The organism is Collinsella aerofaciens (assembly GCF_028206795.1).
In the GTDB taxonomy this organism is placed as follows: Bacteria; Actinomycetota; Coriobacteriia; order Coriobacteriales; family Coriobacteriaceae; genus Collinsella; species Collinsella aerofaciens_AX.
Genome location: NZ_JAQLFJ010000005.1, coordinates 112,232 through 127,748, shown reverse-complemented (window position 1 = coordinate 127,748; position 15,517 = coordinate 112,232). Strand labels below are relative to the sequence as shown.

The following is a 15,517-nucleotide window of genomic DNA, read 5'->3' as shown; positions in this document are numbered from 1 at the left end:
ATATGGCCCGGTTCCAATGTTGGTTGGAGCCGGGCCATATCGCTATTTGCAAGACCTGCTTTTAGGCTTACTTTTCATGGATCTGCTTGCCGCAAAGATGCTCAATCGAAATCTCGTAGAGTTGGACGCCCTTAATGTCTTTGGCGATCTCCTCCTCGACTTCTTCGACAGAAGGGTAGTACTTAAGCGCGAGCTGACGGACTTTGTCCTCGATAAACGCGGGCGCTTCATCTACCAGGCGACAACGACCAAAGACAACGGTACTCATAACGTAGGGAGCCCAGTCGCCGTCCTTGTACCACTCGTTGCCGTAAACGGTAAAGCAGACTTTATCATCATGCCTGAGTGAATCGACCTTGTGGCCAGCCTTGGCGCCATGGAAATAAATCTTGTCGTGCTCGGCGTCAAAGAAGTAGTTGACGGGAATGGCGTACGGGTAGCCATCATCGCCGTTGACGGCAAAGACCCCGCGCTTGCAGGTAGCGAGCAGTTCGCGCGCTTCCTCGTCGGTGATGGCGCGTTTCTTTCGACGTAAGGGCCTAAACATCGTTGGCTTCCTTTCTACTGCGCATAGTGGTTGAGCACAAACTATAGCGAAACAGCCCCGTTTTTCTTGATACAGGCGAGTATGTTTTTGAGCTTGTTAAAGTCGAGCGGTTTGGGCAGATGGGCGTTCATGCCGGCGTCGTGTGCCGCCTTGGCGTCTTCGGCAAAGGCGTTGGCGGTGAGCGCGATGATGGGGATGTCGGCCGCATCGGCCTTTTCGCTCAGGCGGATCGCGCGGGTTGCCTCGTAGCCGTCCATGCCCGGCATCATGATGTCCATTAGAATCGCATCGAAGCTACCCGCGGGACGGCCAACGTATAGGTCGACCGCTTCGTTGCCGTCGGCGGCGCGAGTTACGACGATGCCCTCGCGTTCGAGCAGAGCCTGGGCAATCTCGGCATTGAGCTCGTTATCTTCTGCCAAAAGAACGTTCATGTCTGCAAGCGAGCAACTGTATGCCTGCTCGTCCGTACGTTCTTTTGCCTGAGGGTTCTTGTCGATCTCGAGCGGAATATGGACATTAAACGTACTCCCTACGCCAACCTCACTCGAAATCTCAATCGTGCCGCCCATCATATCGATGAGCGATTTGACGATAGACATGCCAATGCCGGTTCCTTGGAACTTGCTGCGCGCATCGTCGCCTTCCTGGGCAAACGGCTCGTAAATGTGTGCCAAAAACTCGGATGTCATACCAATGCCGGTATCCGAGACGCTAAAGCAAAACACGGCGTGCTCGTCGTCGACCGGTTTGATGGTCGATGAGAACGTGACGGTGCCTCCGCGCTTGTTGTACTTGATGCTGTTGTCGAGCAGGTTGACAAGGATCTGCCGAATATGGGTGGGGCTGCCGATCATATATTGGTCGACAGCGTAGGGCTCGCTGGTGTCGAGCATGGTTATGCCGCGGTCCGATGCGCGGAGCTTGCACAGTACGAGCGCATTGTCGCACAGCTCTTTAAGGTTGAATGATTCGTGCTCGAGCGTCACTTTGCGCTCCTCGATCCTGCCCATCTCGAGGATGTCGTTAATCAGTGACAGCAGGTGATTGGCGGCAACGCGCGCCTTGGCGCGGCTTTCGCGGGCGACCTGCATGTCGCCTTCTCTCAATTCCTCAATTTCGATAAGGCCCAGGATGCCGTTGAGCGGCGTGCGGATGTCGTGGCTCATGCGCGTGAGGAAAGCGGTTTTGGCGGCGTTGGCGGCATCGGCTTTCTGCCGTTCCTCCTGTGCGCGGTAAAGCGACCAGACAAGGATGACGATGCCGGTGAGCAAAATGCAGATGACGACTGCCGCAATGACGATGCGGTTGCGGTAGAGAAGTCGGAACGCATCCGATTCTTGCGCCGAGTACGATGTGGGGAAATAGCTGTTTGCAGAGAGCGATTCACCTGCATTGACGATGCCCTTATTGATGATTCCCAGCAGCTCGGGCTTGCCGCGCGAAATTAAACACGATAGTTGCGCCGTGTTGGTGAGTTCCTGTGTTTCGAAATCCTCGATGTCGTAGATGTCGCGGAGAGTTTCCAGGCGCGTGCTGGGGACAATGATGCAACGTGCCTTCCCCTCATTGAGGGCTTTGAGCACCTCGCCGTCATTCGAATACTCGGTTACCGTTGCGTTCGGAAAGAGACTTTCGAGCTCAAAACGGTTAACGATTGTGCTCTTTGTACAAGCGATGTTCTTAAGGTCGCTGTTCAGGTTTTTGCCACTGTGAATGGCGGTCAGCGAAACCGTTCCCATCGAGTTTGACTGGATGACCCCAGTCTGCTCGGCGAGCCAGTAGTCGCGAAACAACGGCAGGGCGACATCGATGGTTCCGTTGGAAAGGGCTTTGATCATTTGCTTGTTGTTCGAGAGTGCGATTGTATTGACCGTAATGCCAAACTTGTCGTGCAACGTCGTTGCAAGCGAGGCGAGCGACCCTTCCATTTCGCCGTCGTCATTTTGCGTACAGTAGGGAAGTTGGTTTTTAAGATAGCCGAGCGTGATGGTATTGCCGTTTTCTTTGAGCCAGGTGGTCTCGGTGCCGGTGAGCGATGACGAGCCACTGTTTTGGGTCGAGTAACTCGATTTGACTTCCTCGTTATAGCGCGGGTTATCGCGGGCGATGGTCGCCATGGCGGCGTTGATGTCGTTCATCAGGTCAGGGCGGCTTTTGGGAACGGCAAAATAGTAGTCGCTCGAGCCTACGTAGAACATGGGTGACGCATCGGGCGACGAAATGGTGTCGTTCATGATGACGGCGTCGACCTCGCCGTCTGCAAGCGCCTCAAAGAGGGCACTGCCGGTGTCGATTTCTTTATAGGTGCAGGTAACGCCTTCGTCGGCGAGCCACTGCTGGCCGACGATAGTTTGCATAACGCCGGCGTTGCAGCCGATGGTAAGGCCTTGGAGCGCCTGGGGGTCGCCTTTGGCAAGGTCGTCGCGATCGGGCCTGGCGTAGACGTAGTAGCGCTCAGTGCCCTCGGGGTTCGAGGAAAAGAGCAGCTTCTGCTCGCGCTCTGCCGAATACGAGATGTTGGGCATGAGGTCGATTTCGCCCGCCTCGAGCATGTCCATAAGCTCGGAGAAGGTGCCGCTAACGTATTCGTATTGCCAGCCCTTTGTGTAATACGAGAGGGTCTGGAGGTACTCGTAGCCCCATCCCGAGAGGCGCTCGCCCGGCGTGCCTTCCTGGAAGCCTTTGTTGTTGACGAGCCAGCCAACGCGGACCGTCTTGACCTGCTGGTCGGAGTCGGCGGCAAAGGCAGGGGCGGGCATGGCGGCGCTCAGTACGGCGAGTGCGGTAAGCGCGACGGCCAGGGTGCGATATAGAGTCAAACGAAGGACGGTGGAAGGTTTCACATGAAATCCTATCGAGTCGAGACAATATCACATAAGGATACCAGCCCAGCCTGCCCACTCAGCCGCCGCACCGCTAAACGGTTAGGTAGTCATTGGGGACGTTCTTAAATGACTAGTCGTTTAAGAACGTCCCCAATGACTAGTTCCGTTTGCGGGGGAGGCGTGGGACAATACCGAGCGAATGTGATGGGGCGTCTGGGAAAAGGGGTCGCGATGAACAAGTTGAGGACGCTTGCCGATGTGCTGCGCCAGGCTGGCTTTGCGCACATCACGGGCCTGTTTCTCGTTTTCTATCTGCTGTGCTCGACGGCCGTCTGGCTGTCCGAGCCCACGACCCTTACGTTTGGCGATGGCCTGTGGTTTAGCTTTGAGACGGTCTCGACGATCGGCTTTGGCGATATCCCGGCCGAAACGCCGGTTGCCCGCGCGATTACCGTTGTCCTGAGCGTCATCAGCATCTTCTACATCGCCATGCTCACGGGCGTGGCGGTGAGCTACTGCAATACGCTCATCAAGATGCGCCAAAAGGACACCATGGCGTGCTTTATGGATGATCTGGAGCATTTGGAAGAGCTCGATCGTGACGAGCTTGCCGACCTATCGCGCCGTGTGCGCGAATATCGCCGACGCCAACGCTAGAACGGGCGCCGCGCGTCACGACGAGGGGGATTGAATATGAATATCACGGTATACCTGGGCGCCAGCGTCGGTAACGACCCGGCGTTTCTGCCTGCGGTGCAAGAGCTGGGCAACTGGATTGGCTCCAACGGGCACGTGCTGGTATACGGCGGGTCCAAATCGGGCCTGATGGGTGCGCTCGCCGATAGCGTGCTCGATGCCGGCGGGCATGTGACCGGCGTGGAGCCAAGCTTTTTTATTGAGGCCGAGTTTCAGCACGATGGTATCGACGACCTGATCGTGGCGAGCGACATGGCCGAGCGCAAGGCCAAGATGATCGAGCTTGGCGATGCGTTCATTGCCTTTCCGGGCGGCACGGGCACGCTCGAGGAGATCGCTGAGGTCATGTCGGCCGTGTCGTTGGGGCATCTGAGCGCGCCGTGCATCCTGTACAACTTGGACGGTTACTACAACGATCTCAAGTCGCTGCTCGAGCACATGATCGGCAAGGGCCTATCGAGCCCGCAGCGCCAGCAGGGCATCTACTTTGCCGATGACCTGGACGAGATCGCATCGATTATCGGCAACTGAGCCTTGGGCCCATCGCACGTGCGGCACCCAACGGTGCTGTTCGCGGCGTAGATGGTTGGCCCGCCCACGCCCTGCCCGTCCTACAATAAAACGTATCTTTGTCGATTTTGACCACGGGAGGTCCCGATGGACAACCTTGCAAAACCCAAAAACCGTGCGCTGTTTTTAGTGAGCGTGGCCGTGACCGGTGCGTTTGCAGGCGCCGCGGTCTGGCTGTTTTTCTTTGCGATGGAGCACGGTATCGACTATCTATGGACCGAGATCCCGCATATGCTGGGCGTCGCTTCGCCCGAGCTCGCGAGCGGTCCGTTCGGTTTTTTGCCGTATCCGTTTTTCGTCTGCCTGCTGGGCGGCCTGCTGATCGGCCTGTACGAAAAGATGACGGGCACCAAGACCGATGACCTCAACCAGGTGATGGCCAAGGTTAAACAAGACGGTCGCTACCCGTACGACAACCTGGGCAAGCTTTCGCTCGCGGCATTGCTGCCGCTGCTGTTTGGCGGAAGCATTGGACCGGAAGCCGGACTGACCGGCGTCATCGCGGGGCTGTGCAGCTGGGTCGGCGATCGCATGCGTCGCTTTGGAGCCGAGTTTAGGGAGCTCACGCTGCTGGGCACCCAGGCTGCCCTGACGGCGCTCTTCACCGCGCCCGTATTTGGCTTTGTGGCGCCGCTTGCCGGTAGTGCCGACGGCCAGGGCGACAACGACGATGAGGACTCAGCGTCCGATGAAATCACCATCAAGCTGCCCAAGGCGCAAAAGACCGTGGTCTACGGCATCGCGATTGCCGGCGGCCTGGGCACCTATCTGCTGCTCGGCCAGCTTATGGGTGGCGGCATGGGCATGCCGAGGTTCGAGGCTGCCCAGGTGGGTAACCTCGAGCTTGCCTGGCTTATCCCCCTGTCTCTCGCCGGTACCGTCTGTGGCTGGCTGTACTTTGTCTCGGAGCACGCGAGCGAGGCATTGGCCCACGCCATAGGGGAGCGCCCGGTCGTCAAGGCCATGCTGGCCGGCCTGGCACTCGCCATCTGCGGCACGGTCCTGCCCTACACCATGTTTGCCGGCGAGACGCAGGCCGATGTGCTCATGGAGACCTATATGGCCATCCCCGCCGGCGTGCTTATTGCAACCGGTCTTGTCAAGGCCATGCTGACCCCTGCCCTTATCAACATGGGCTGGCGCGGCGGCCACTTCTTCCCCGTCATCTTCTCGGGCGTGAGCCTGGGCTATGGTCTTGCCATCCTCACCGGCGCCGATCCGGTCTTCTGCGTCGCCGTCTGCACGGCATCGACGATGGGTGCCGTCATGCGCCAGCCCGTCATGGTCGTGGGCCTGCTGCTCATGTGCTTCCCGCTCAAGGGTATCGTCTGTATGATCATCGCCGCCGTTATCGCCGCCGGCATTCCGCTGCCCAAGCCGCTGCGCAAGTAGCACGGCAGCACACGGTCAATACAAACATCTCAAGCCCGGTGTGGGCGCTGTGTCACGGATTTGCGGGTGGACTGAATCTCGCCTGGCACCGACGCTACTTCCAAATCGCGAGCGCGGCGGTGCCCAGCACGATGAGGAAAAGGCCGATGGCGCTTCGATGCGACAGCTTTTCGTTGAAGGCCAGTCGTGCGAACAGCACCGATACGACAATCGATAGTTTGTCGATTTGCACGACGACGCACACCTGGCCTGCAGCGATGGCGTAGTAGTACAGCAGCCACGACGCGCCGGTCGCAATGCCCGATGCCGCAAGAAATGCGAGTTCGCGCGGGTCAATGCGCGCGACCTGCTCCAGCTTTCCCTTGGCAGCCACGATTGCCCATGCCATAACAAGTACCACACAGGTGCGGATTGCCGTGGCCAGGTTTGACTCGACACCTTCGATGCCGATCTTGGCGAGGACGGAGGTGAGTGCCGCGAACACGGCGGCGCCGAGGGCGTAAGCGAGCCAGGCTCGGTCTTGCTTTTGCTCTGCGCCGACGGACTGCTTTTTCTCGATCATCAAAAACGTGCCGAGCGTGATAACTGCGGTTCCCACGAGCTTGACCGCCAGGTTGCCTGTCTCACCAAAAAGCACTATGGCGATCAGCACGGCGAGCACGGTGCTCATCTTGTCGACGGGTACAACCTTGTTGACGTCTCCGATGCTGAGCGCCTTAAAGTAACAGATCCACGAGGCGCCGGTGGCGAGTCCCGAGAGGGTGAGGAATAGCCAGGCTTTGGCGGGAATGGCGCCGATTGCTCCGATGGATCCAGAAATGCCCGCCATTGCCCAGGCAAATACGAGCACCACGCAAGTACGGATGGCGGTTGCAACGTCGGAGTCGGTGTGCCTGATGCCGCATTTGGCCAAAATGGATGTGATGCCGGCAAAGAAAGCTGATGCAAATGCTGCTGTAACCCACGACACGGGTTGAGCGCCTCCTCATAAAAGACCGCGCCAGATCTGCGGCGCATGCCCGATGATACCGCGCTTGCCTACAGGTCGCGTGCTCGATAGACCTTGGTACTGATGGCGCAACTAAGTGCAAAGAGCACGAGGGCCAGTACGGCAATTCCTGCGCACAGGCAGCCGAGGACGGCGGGATCGGGATCCGCCCCAGCAATCGACATGAGCCAGTTGCTGATGGGGTTGGAGGAGCTCAGTGTGGCCATGGCAAGGCATCCGAGCAGGGCAAACAGGCCGACGGAAAGGCGCAGCGCCTCCATGTGTCCAAATCGAAAGAACAGCGGCTGTGCCAGAAACACCATCATGAGGGAAATGAGCATGGACGCGGTCGAAGCGATTGCGGTCTCAAAGACGGTCTGTCCCGTCGAGGGGATACCCACGCTGTTGAAGAGCGGGATGGAGACGATGCTCAGAAGCGCGGCGGCGCACGCCATGACGGCCGAGAAGACAATGATGCTCAGGTAGCGTGCACAGATGATGTCTTTGCGCGAGAGGGGCAGCGTTGCCCGATAGCGCTCCCATCCGTTTTGATTGTCGTAGCCGGCCAGCGAGTTCATGACCACGATGGGCGACATGGCACTGACCGCACAGGCGCCGGCGCTCATACCGGAATCGCCATCCGATGCGTTGGCGAGGGTCAGTACGACGAAGATGAACAGGCCGACGCCCGCGATGCTCGGGACAAGCGTGCGGACGATGGCGAGCTCAGACATAAAGGCGCGTTTCATTTCGAAGCCCCTTTCAGCATGAGGCGAAGATAGTCATCAATTGTTGCCCGGTCGCAGGGAATCTCGGGGAAGGCCTCGAGCGCCTCACGACGGTTGGGCACGAGCACGTCCACGCTATAGGCGTGGTGGGCGGCACGGGCGCCTTCGACGCAAGCCATGAGCTCGGACGCCTGTGCTTGGGTGCAGTGGGCGATGCCGGCTCGGTCGGTAATGTCCTCGCGCGGCAGGTCAAACACAATCGAGCCGTTATCGATGCAGATGACGCGGTCGGCAGTGCGATCGAGGTCGGATGTAATGTGGCTTGAGAGCAGCACGCTGTGCTGGCCGTCGGCGACAAAGGCAAGCAACTCGTCGAGCAGTTCCTCGCGCGCCATGGGATCGAGGCCCGCGGTGGCTTCGTCCAAAACGAGCAGCTTAGCATTGTGACTGAGCGCACAGGCGAGCTGCAGCTTCATGCCCATGCCGCGGGAGAGGTCCTTGACCTTCGTCTTGGGATCGAGGCCAAATCGGTCGATGAATCCGGCGAACGTTTCGCAGCTCCACGTGGGGTATGCCGGGCCTACGAGCCTCTCGACCTGGCCCACCTTGAGCGTGGAGGGGAAGGGACACGTGTCCAGGACAAGCCCGATGCGGGAGCGCAGGTGGCGCTGCGTCTCGTCGGGCGCGTTGGCGTCGCAGCGCTGTCCAAGCAGATGCACCTCGCCGGCATCGAGCTTTATAAGCCCAAGCGCGGCGCGAATGGTCGTCGTCTTGCCGGCGCCATTTGCGCCCACAAAGCCAACGATCTGGCCGGGCTCCACGGCGAGTGTGACCACTCGCAACGAAAAACGGTCGCTCACACGGCGTGAGATGCCTTTGAGTTCTAAAAGGTTTTGCATGGTATAGCCTTTCTTGCAGATGGCTACTGCATGGTTTCGGGGGCTACCAGGTCGAGCATCTCGTGCAGCTTGTCGCGCGTAACGCCCAGGGCTTCGGCTTGGCTCGCCGCTTTCGCAAGCAGTTCTTCGATATGGCAGAGCTGGTTTTCGCGCAAGAGCTCCTGGTTGCCCTCGGCGACAAAACAGCCCTTGCCCTGCACGGTGCAGATGAAGCCGAGTTGCTCCAGGTCGGCGTAGGCGCGCTTGGTGGTGATGACACTCACGCCAAGATCGCTCGCGAGTGCACGGATACTGGGGAGTTTGGCTCCCGCCGCGAGCGTGCCCGAAAGGATCTGAGCTTTGACTTGCGAGGTTATCTGCTCGTAGATGGGCTTGTCGCTCGAATTGGATAGGATGATGTCCACAGCGGCTCCTTAGCTGTTGGGCTACACGTGTATATAACCGGTAAGCACAGTATATATACACTATGCACAGTTACACAAGAGCTAAATGTGGAATAGCCCGCCAGTGCCGCGCTTGCTCCACAACAATCTCAATCTGTAACACCTGGATCCGTTTCGGGTCGCCTGCTGTTACAGATTGAGACATTGGCTCCCTGCCTTCCTGTTTATCTCGATTTGTAACAGTTAGACCTGATTTGGGCGGCTAGATGTTACAGATTGAGATTGTGCCGGCGGGCCTGCCAGTTTGTCTCGATCTGTAACAGGTAGGGGCTCAAAACCCGTCTTACTGTTACAGATCGAGACAATCCTTGAGGCGGCTGCCCGGCGCACGGCGAGCTCAGCTGATGAATTTGTCCTGATAGGTGCCCTATGGCGAGGTTTCGCGGCTACAATAGTGCGGTTACAACGACGTAATGCACTCAATGCAAGAAAGGATCCGCATGGCAAGCCTGTCGGATGAAATCTCGTCGCGCCGCACATTCGCGATCATCAGCCACCCGGACGCCGGTAAGACCACGCTTACCGAGAAGCTGCTGCTCTATACCGGCAGCATCCAGACTGCCGGCTCGGTCAAGGGCAAGAGCTCGGCCAAGCATGCCGTCTCGGACTGGATGGACATAGAGAAGGAGCGCGGTATCTCCGTCACCTCCTCGGTTCTGCAGTTCACCTATAACGGCGCCTGCGTCAACATCCTCGATACCCCCGGCCACCAGGACTTCTCGGAGGATACCTACCGTACCCTTATGGCCGCCGACGCCGCGGTCATGGTCATCGACGGCGCCAAGGGCGTCGAGGCCCAGACCAAAAAGCTCTTTAAGGTCTGCACACTGCGCCATATTCCCATCTTCACTTTTGTGAACAAGCTCGACCACGAGGCTCGCGATCCATTTGAGCTCATGGAAGAGATCGAGAATGTTCTGGGCATCAATACGTATCCCATGAACTGGCCGATCGGCAGCGGTCGCAACTTCCGCGGCGTGTTCGACCGTCAGACCCGTCGCGTTATTGCCTTTGAGGGTGACGGCCACGCCAACGCCACCAAGAAGGTTGCCGAGGTCGAGGCCGAGTTGGGCGATCCTTCCATGGACGAGCTCATCGGCGAGGAGAACCATAAGAACCTGATGGACGACATCGAGCTGCTCGATGGCGCCGGCGACGAGCTCGACTTGGATGCCGTGGCCTGCGGCAAGCTGAGCCCGGCGTTCTTTGGCTCGGCGCTCACCAACTTTGGCGTGGAGCCCTTCCTCAAGGAGTTCCTGCGCCTGGCCCCGACGCCGCGCGCCTACACCGATACGCTTACCAGCGAACCGGTCGATCCCTGCCGCGACGACTTTAGCGGCTTTGTGTTTAAGATCCAGGCCAACATGGACAAGAACCACCGCGACCGCATTGCCTTTGTACGCATTTGCTCGGGCAAGTTCGAGCGTGGCATGGATGCCTTCCACGTGCAGGGTAACCGCAAGCTTAAGCTTGCTACGGGCACGTCGATGATGGCCGATGACCGCGCGATTGTTGACGAGGCGTACGCGGGCGATATCGTGGGCCTGTTCGATCCGGGTATCTTTAGCATCGGTGACACCGTGTGCTCCGGCAAGCGCCACGTGCAGTATCCGCAGATCCCGACGTTTGCCCCCGAGATGTTCGCTCGCATTACGCAGGTCGATACGCTCAAGCGCAAGCAGTTTGTGAAGGGCATGGAGGAGCTTGCCCAGGAGGGCGCCATCCAGATCTTCCGCGAACTGGGTGCCGGCATGGAGAGCGTCATTGTGGGCGTGGTCGGCGTGCTGCAGTTTGAGGTGCTCGAGCGCCGCCTGAAGGCCGAGTACCGTGTCGAGGTCCGTCGCCAGCCGTTGCCCTATACGGACATCCGCTGGATCCAGAACGACCCCGATACCATCGATATCCCGGGCCTTTCGCTCACGCGCGACACGCTGCGCGTCGAGGACATGCGCGGCGGCAAGCTGCTGCTGTTCACGAGCCCGTGGAACGTCGATTGGGCGACCGACCATAACCCCGACCTCATCCTGTCGGAGTTTGGCAACGTAACGTTTTAGCGCACCGGCGCGGTGGCCCTGCGGGGCTGTCGCGCCGTTCGCTTGCCTGCTGCCGTGTGAGCGGCTATCATACCCACCGTCGCCTCAAGACCGGGGCGGCCGAGCAGTTCGGGTCCGATATCCTGCTCGTTAAACCTAAAACCAAAGGAGTACATAATGATCAAGAAGGTCATGGAGGACTACAAGGTCCTGTTGCGGAGCATTCCCGCGGCAACGGTTTCGCTGTTTTTCGTGAGCGTCATCATGATGAACCTGCTGGCCAACAAAGAGCTTATCAGCCTGCCGTATCTGGCGCTCGACTGCGGCTTTGTGGTGAGCTGGGTTTCGTTTTTGTGCCAGGACATGATCTGCAAGCGCTTTGGCGCCAAGGCATCCATCAAAATCTCTATCCTCGCGCTGCTGGTTAACCTGGCCGTGAGCCTGTGCTTTTGGGCATGCTCGCTCACGCCCGGCATGTGGGGTGCCTACTACGACACGGGTATGATCGAGGTCAACGCCGCCCTTAACGCCACCATCGGCGGCACCTGGTACGTGGTACTGGGCTCTTCGTTGGCAATGCTCGTTTCTGCCGTGGTTAACTCCACGCTCAACCAGTCGCTCGGCCGTATGCTCAAAAAGAATAACTTTGCGAGCTTTGCCTTCCGCTCCTATGTGTCCACGGGCATCGGTCAGTTTATCGACAACCTGGTCTTTGCCATTGTGGTGAGCCACACGTTCTTTGGCTGGACCTGGGTGCAGGTCGTTATGTGCTCGCTGACGGGCGCCGTCGCCGAGCTGCTGTGCGAGGTCTTCCTGAGCCCCGTGGGCTACAAGGTCGTGCGCGGCTGGGAGCGCGAGAATGTGGGTGCTGAGTACCTCGAGCGCCACGCAACCGCCTAAGGAGCAAGTATGCGGGTTTTGATCACGGGCACTTCGGGCGGTATCGGAGCCGCGTGCGTGCAGCGCTTTTTGGACGAGGGCCACGAGGTCGTGGGCTTTGATCTGCTGCCGGCGGCCGTCGAGCACGAGCGCTACCGTCATCTGATCGTTGATGTCCGCGAGCCGGACTCGTTTCCAGACGACCTTGAGCCCCAGGTGATCGTGAACGTTGCCGGCACGCAGGATTCGGCCGACGACATCGCTGCCAACCTAACGGGCACCATCAACGTGACCGAGCGCTATGCCTTTGTGGGGGAGGGGCTTGCCGCCAAGCCGGCGCCGGCTATCAAATCAGTGGTCAATGTGGGGTCGGCGAGCGGCCATACGGGGTCGGAGTTTCCCGCCTATGCCGCCAGCAAGGGCGGCGTTATCGCCTACACCAAAAACCTTGCAAACCGCTTGGCACCGCAGGCCATTGCCAACAGCGTGGACCCGGGTGGCGTCATCACGCCGCTCAACCGTTGCGTGATGGAGGACGAGCACCTGTGGAGCCAGATTATGGAGCTCACGCCGCTCAAGCGCTGGGCCACCGCCCAAGAGATCGCCGAGTGGATCTACTTTGTGGGCGTGACCAACCGGTTTATGACCGGGCAGAGTCTGCTCATTGACGGCGGTGAGGCCGGCCGCACACAATTTATTTGGCCCGAATAGGAAACGCGCCCGATGGAAAGCCGTCGGGCGCGTTTTTGATGTATCGATTTTTAGCCGAGGCAAGTCCAGTTGACGGGGGTCGAGCCGTGCTGCTCGAGTAGCCGATTGGCTGCCGAGAAGGGGCGCGATCCCATAAAAGCGGGGAGTTCTGCCGTGGCACGGTTGGCCGAAAGCGGCGAGGGGTGCGTGGAGGCCAGGCAGAACTTGCCGGTTGCCTTGCCCGCGCCGGTCGCGGCGAGCTTGCCTTCGACCATCTGCTGGGCAAAGCGGCCCCATGCCAAAAAGACGACCGGCTGGGGCAGCTGGCAGCAGCGTTCGATAACGTAGTCGGTGAGCGCGCTCCAGCCCAGCTTGGCGTGCGAGTTCGCGGCATGCTCGCGCACGGTGAGCGTAGTGTTGAGGAGCAGGACGCCCTGCAGTGCCCATGGCGTTAGATCTCCCGTGGCGGGGATGGGGCAGCCCAGATCGGCTTTGAGCTCCTTATAGATGTTGCGCAGGCTCGGCGGCAACTTGGTTTGCGTCGCCGGGACCGAGAACGACAGTCCCATGGCCTGGTTGGGTCCGTGATAGGGGTCTTGACCCAAGATGACAACCTTGACCTGGTCGGCCGGCGTGTAGGCGAGGGCATTGAGGATGTCGTCTTGTGCCGGGTAGATGGTTTGCTCGGCACGCAAAAGGGCGATGCGCTCGAGCAGCTGGTTCGTAGTGTCACGTACCGGCTGCGGCGCATCGCCCAACCAAGTTGCTATGTTGCGGTCGCGGGTCGCGGCGTCCATGGGGCTCCTTTACGTCAGATGCTCTGTTGACATCTATTGTAAAGGCGCACCGGTTGCCTTTATGCCACGGCTGTATGAGGAGTGGGGTCTACGAGACGTGCTCGGGCGCTCCTGCCACGCGAGCCTGTCCATGTGCGCGAAGGTGCGGAAGTTCGACGGTTGCCACCATGACGCCGGTGAGGATGAGGGCGGCGCCAAAGAAGGCGATGGGGCTGAGGACCTCGCCGACCAGGAAGAACGAGAAGACGGCGGAGCATACCGGCTCGAGCGAGAAGGCGAAGCCGGTGGTCTCGGCAGGCACGTGGGGCTGCACGAGCGTTTGGGTGATAAAGCCATAGGCAGAGCAGATGAGTGCGAGCGCGACGACAACGACAATCTCGCTAGGCGTGCCGGGAAGCGTGAAACCGCCAAAGGTGAATGCGGCGATACCCGAGAATAAGCCGCCGAAGCCCAGCTGCCAAACGCCCAGAGCAAGCGGATCGACTTCCTCGACAAAGCGCTTGGCCACGATAATGTGGCTGGCATAGATAAAAGCCGAGAGCAGCATGATGATTGCGCCGGGATTCAGGCTGGTAAAGTCGGCGCCCGAGAGCAGCAGCATGCCGCAGGTGACGATGGCGGTGCCGACGAGCACCTTGCGCTCGGGGGCGCGACGCAGCAGGGCTGCGTTGGCAAACGGCACGATTACGACTGTCAGGCTCTGCAAAAAGCCGGCGGTGGAGGCGGAGGTGAGGCTGGAGCCCAGGCACATGCACGTGAGCTCGGATGCCATGATGGCACCGATGATGGCGGCGCGAACCATAAGGTCGCGGTTGATGCGCAACGCGTGCTTGTGGAAGAGCAGCAGACAGGCCGCAAAGGCGATGATGCAGCGCAGCGCAACGATGCTCGTGGCGTTCATGCTGTCCATGCCGATCTTCATGAGGGGATACGAAAAGCCCCATGCGACGGGAACGGAAAATGAGAGCGCGATTGCTTTTTTGCGATCCATGGGACTCCTTTTGTTACAGAACGGTTTCGCACAAAGGATTCTGCTCTCAGATGTGGATGTAGTAAAGCGAATGTATCTTCAGTATGATTAAGAAATGCTAAAGTAGGTGCGAAAAGCGCTGGCAAAACGTTTTACGGCTGCATTGATGTGGAGGCACGATGGCATCGCGGTATCAGATTGTTTGTATGGTGGTCGATTGCGGCAGTCTGAAACGTGCAGCGGACGAGCTGGGCTACACACAAAGCGCGGTGAGCCAGGCCGTCAAGGCGCTCGAGCGCGAGCTGGGTACCACGCTTATCGAGCGCGGCAAGCAGGGTGTGTCGCTTACGCGCGACGGCAAACAGTACCTGCCGTTCCTGCGCCAGATTGTGACCGCCGAGGCCGAGCTTGAGGGCAAGCGCCAGGAGCTGCTGGGGCTCTCTTCGACTGATATTCGTATTGCGACGTTCACCAACGTGAGTCGTACCGTGCTGCCGCGCGTGATTCGCGACTTTGGGGCCCTGCACCCGGGCGTGCGCTTTGCCCTCAAGCAGGGCGATTACACGCGCAACGCCCAGTGGGTGCACGATGGCGTGGTTGACTTTTGCTTTACGGCGCGCGGATTTACCGCGGGGCTCCAGAAGCGCGTGGTCTATCACGACGAGTTGGTGGCGCTGCTGCCGACCGCGCATCCGCTGACGGCAAAGGAAAAGGTGACGCTCGCCGACCTGGCGTCCGAGCCGTTTGTGCTGCTGGATGAGGGCGAACAGAGTCTGGTGCTCGATGCCTTTGCCGCGCACGGGCTGTCGCCGCATGTGACGAGTGAGGTCACCGACGACTACACCATTATGGCGATGGTGGAGGAAGGCCTTGGCGTGAGCATGCTCTACCGTCGTACGGTCGAGGGCATGAAGGCCGATATCTGCGTGCGCCCCATCGTGCACGCTCCCTCGCGCGACGTGGTGGCAGCCTGGCGCAGCTGGGACACCATGCCTATCGCCACGAGGCGCTTTATCGACTATATGAGCTCGCATATTGTCAATTAATGACTGACGTG

At 59.5% G+C, this 15,517-nt stretch carries 15 protein-coding genes; 7 read left to right on the top strand and 8 right to left on the bottom strand.

Annotated elements, in window-relative coordinates; all coding sequences use genetic code 11:
- Window positions 1-67: 67 nt before the first annotated feature.
- Both PMX70_RS04765 and PMX70_RS04760 read right to left on the bottom strand, forming a co-directional pair.
- Complete coding sequence (locus PMX70_RS04765; RefSeq protein ID WP_124786444.1) at window positions 68-547, bottom strand: pyridoxamine 5'-phosphate oxidase family protein; 480 nt, start codon at window positions 545-547, stop codon at window positions 68-70.
- Window positions 548-588: 41 nt separating this feature from the next.
- Window positions 589-3,393 carry an ATP-binding protein gene (locus PMX70_RS04760; protein ID WP_271743044.1) on the bottom strand — a complete coding sequence of 935 codons (2,805 nt, stop codon included), beginning with the start codon at window positions 3,391-3,393 and terminating at the stop codon, window positions 589-591.
- A 213-nt stretch (window positions 3,394-3,606) separates the two neighbouring features.
- Between PMX70_RS04760 and PMX70_RS04755 the strand changes: the two genes are divergently transcribed.
- The 3 genes from PMX70_RS04755 (at window position 3,607) to PMX70_RS04745 (ending at window position 6,033) form a co-directional block, all read left to right on the top strand.
- Window positions 3,607-4,032, top strand: a complete 426-nt coding sequence (locus PMX70_RS04755) for a potassium channel family protein (RefSeq protein WP_271743043.1) — start codon at window positions 3,607-3,609, stop codon at window positions 4,030-4,032.
- 36 nt (window positions 4,033-4,068) lie between these two features.
- Window positions 4,069-4,602, top strand: coding sequence for an LOG family protein (locus PMX70_RS04750; RefSeq protein ID WP_271743042.1), 534 nt, complete (start codon window positions 4,069-4,071; stop codon window positions 4,600-4,602).
- A 126-nt stretch (window positions 4,603-4,728) separates the two neighbouring features.
- Complete coding sequence (locus PMX70_RS04745; RefSeq protein ID WP_271743041.1) at window positions 4,729-6,033, top strand: chloride channel protein; 1,305 nt, start codon at window positions 4,729-4,731, stop codon at window positions 6,031-6,033.
- Between the two features lie 94 nt (window positions 6,034-6,127).
- Here PMX70_RS04745 and PMX70_RS04740 read toward each other — a convergent pair whose 3' ends face one another.
- The 4 genes from PMX70_RS04740 to PMX70_RS04725 form a co-directional block, all read right to left on the bottom strand.
- On the bottom strand, window positions 6,128-7,003 hold the full coding sequence (locus PMX70_RS04740) for an EamA family transporter (RefSeq protein ID WP_271743040.1): 876 nt from the start codon (window positions 7,001-7,003) through the stop codon (window positions 6,128-6,130).
- A 68-nt stretch (window positions 7,004-7,071) separates the two neighbouring features.
- Window positions 7,072-7,770 carry an ABC-2 transporter permease gene (locus PMX70_RS04735; protein WP_271743039.1) on the bottom strand — a complete coding sequence of 233 codons (699 nt, stop codon included), beginning with the start codon at window positions 7,768-7,770 and terminating at the stop codon, window positions 7,072-7,074.
- Window positions 7,767-8,648: an ABC transporter ATP-binding protein gene (locus PMX70_RS04730; RefSeq protein ID WP_117786914.1), complete on the bottom strand. Its 882-nt coding sequence runs from the start codon at window positions 8,646-8,648 to the stop codon at window positions 7,767-7,769. The genes PMX70_RS04735 and PMX70_RS04730 overlap by 4 nt, the downstream gene beginning before the upstream one ends.
- 23 nt (window positions 8,649-8,671) lie before the next feature.
- Window positions 8,672-9,052: a GntR family transcriptional regulator gene (locus PMX70_RS04725; RefSeq protein ID WP_152068430.1), complete on the bottom strand. Its 381-nt coding sequence runs from the start codon at window positions 9,050-9,052 to the stop codon at window positions 8,672-8,674.
- A gap of 479 nt (window positions 9,053-9,531) precedes the next feature.
- On the opposite strand from PMX70_RS04725, the gene PMX70_RS04720 reads away from it, so the two are divergent.
- The 3 genes from PMX70_RS04720 to PMX70_RS04710 all read left to right on the top strand — a co-directional run bounded on the left by PMX70_RS04720 (window position 9,532) and on the right by PMX70_RS04710 (window position 12,714).
- Window positions 9,532-11,145 carry a peptide chain release factor 3 gene (locus PMX70_RS04720; RefSeq protein WP_117817263.1) on the top strand — a complete coding sequence of 538 codons (1,614 nt, stop codon included), beginning with the start codon at window positions 9,532-9,534 and terminating at the stop codon, window positions 11,143-11,145.
- A gap of 156 nt (window positions 11,146-11,301) precedes the next feature.
- Window positions 11,302-12,024, top strand: a complete 723-nt coding sequence (locus tag PMX70_RS04715) for a VUT family protein (RefSeq protein ID WP_271743038.1) — start codon at window positions 11,302-11,304, stop codon at window positions 12,022-12,024.
- A gap of 9 nt (window positions 12,025-12,033) precedes the next feature.
- A complete protein-coding gene (locus PMX70_RS04710) occupies window positions 12,034-12,714 on the top strand; it encodes an SDR family NAD(P)-dependent oxidoreductase (RefSeq protein WP_271743037.1) in 681 nt (226 codons plus the stop codon).
- Window positions 12,715-12,764: 50 nt separating this feature from the next.
- Here PMX70_RS04710 and PMX70_RS04705 read toward each other — a convergent pair whose 3' ends face one another.
- Together PMX70_RS04705 and PMX70_RS04700 are read right to left on the bottom strand one after the other, a co-directional pair.
- Window positions 12,765-13,490, bottom strand: a complete 726-nt coding sequence (locus tag PMX70_RS04705; protein WP_117820858.1) for a uracil-DNA glycosylase — start codon at window positions 13,488-13,490, stop codon at window positions 12,765-12,767.
- Window positions 13,491-13,578: 88 nt separating this feature from the next.
- A complete protein-coding gene (locus PMX70_RS04700) occupies window positions 13,579-14,481 on the bottom strand; it encodes a DMT family transporter (RefSeq protein WP_117820859.1) in 903 nt (300 codons plus the stop codon).
- A gap of 158 nt (window positions 14,482-14,639) precedes the next feature.
- Between PMX70_RS04700 and PMX70_RS04695 the strand changes: the two genes are divergently transcribed.
- The gene (locus PMX70_RS04695; RefSeq protein ID WP_271743036.1) at window positions 14,640-15,506 is read left to right on the top strand and encodes a LysR family transcriptional regulator; all 867 of its coding nucleotides are present in this window, start codon (window positions 14,640-14,642) and stop codon (window positions 15,504-15,506) included.
- The last annotated feature ends 11 nt before the right edge of the window (window positions 15,507-15,517 follow it).

Excerpts from the sequence above, each read along its gene's own strand:
- PMX70_RS04765 (WP_124786444.1), bottom strand. The coding sequence starts at position 547 with ATGTTTAGGCCCTTACGTCGAAAGAAACGCGCCATCACCGACGAGGAA.
- PMX70_RS04755 (WP_271743043.1), top strand. The coding sequence starts at position 3,607 with ATGAACAAGTTGAGGACGCTTGCCGATGTGCTGCGCCAGGCTGGCTTT.
- PMX70_RS04750 (WP_271743042.1), top strand. The coding sequence starts at position 4,069 with ATGAATATCACGGTATACCTGGGCGCCAGCGTCGGTAACGACCCGGCG.
- PMX70_RS04745 (WP_271743041.1), top strand. The coding sequence starts at position 4,729 with ATGGACAACCTTGCAAAACCCAAAAACCGTGCGCTGTTTTTAGTGAGC.
- PMX70_RS04735 (WP_271743039.1), bottom strand. The coding sequence starts at position 7,770 with ATGAAACGCGCCTTTATGTCTGAGCTCGCCATCGTCCGCACGCTTGTC.
- PMX70_RS04730 (WP_117786914.1), bottom strand. The coding sequence starts at position 8,648 with ATGCAAAACCTTTTAGAACTCAAAGGCATCTCACGCCGTGTGAGCGAC.
- PMX70_RS04720 (WP_117817263.1), top strand. The coding sequence starts at position 9,532 with ATGGCAAGCCTGTCGGATGAAATCTCGTCGCGCCGCACATTCGCGATC.
- PMX70_RS04715 (WP_271743038.1), top strand. The coding sequence starts at position 11,302 with ATGATCAAGAAGGTCATGGAGGACTACAAGGTCCTGTTGCGGAGCATT.
- PMX70_RS04710 (WP_271743037.1), top strand. The coding sequence starts at position 12,034 with ATGCGGGTTTTGATCACGGGCACTTCGGGCGGTATCGGAGCCGCGTGC.
- PMX70_RS04705 (WP_117820858.1), bottom strand. The coding sequence starts at position 13,490 with ATGGACGCCGCGACCCGCGACCGCAACATAGCAACTTGGTTGGGCGAT.
- PMX70_RS04700 (WP_117820859.1), bottom strand. The coding sequence starts at position 14,481 with ATGGATCGCAAAAAAGCAATCGCGCTCTCATTTTCCGTTCCCGTCGCA.
- PMX70_RS04695 (WP_271743036.1), top strand. The coding sequence starts at position 14,640 with ATGGCATCGCGGTATCAGATTGTTTGTATGGTGGTCGATTGCGGCAGT.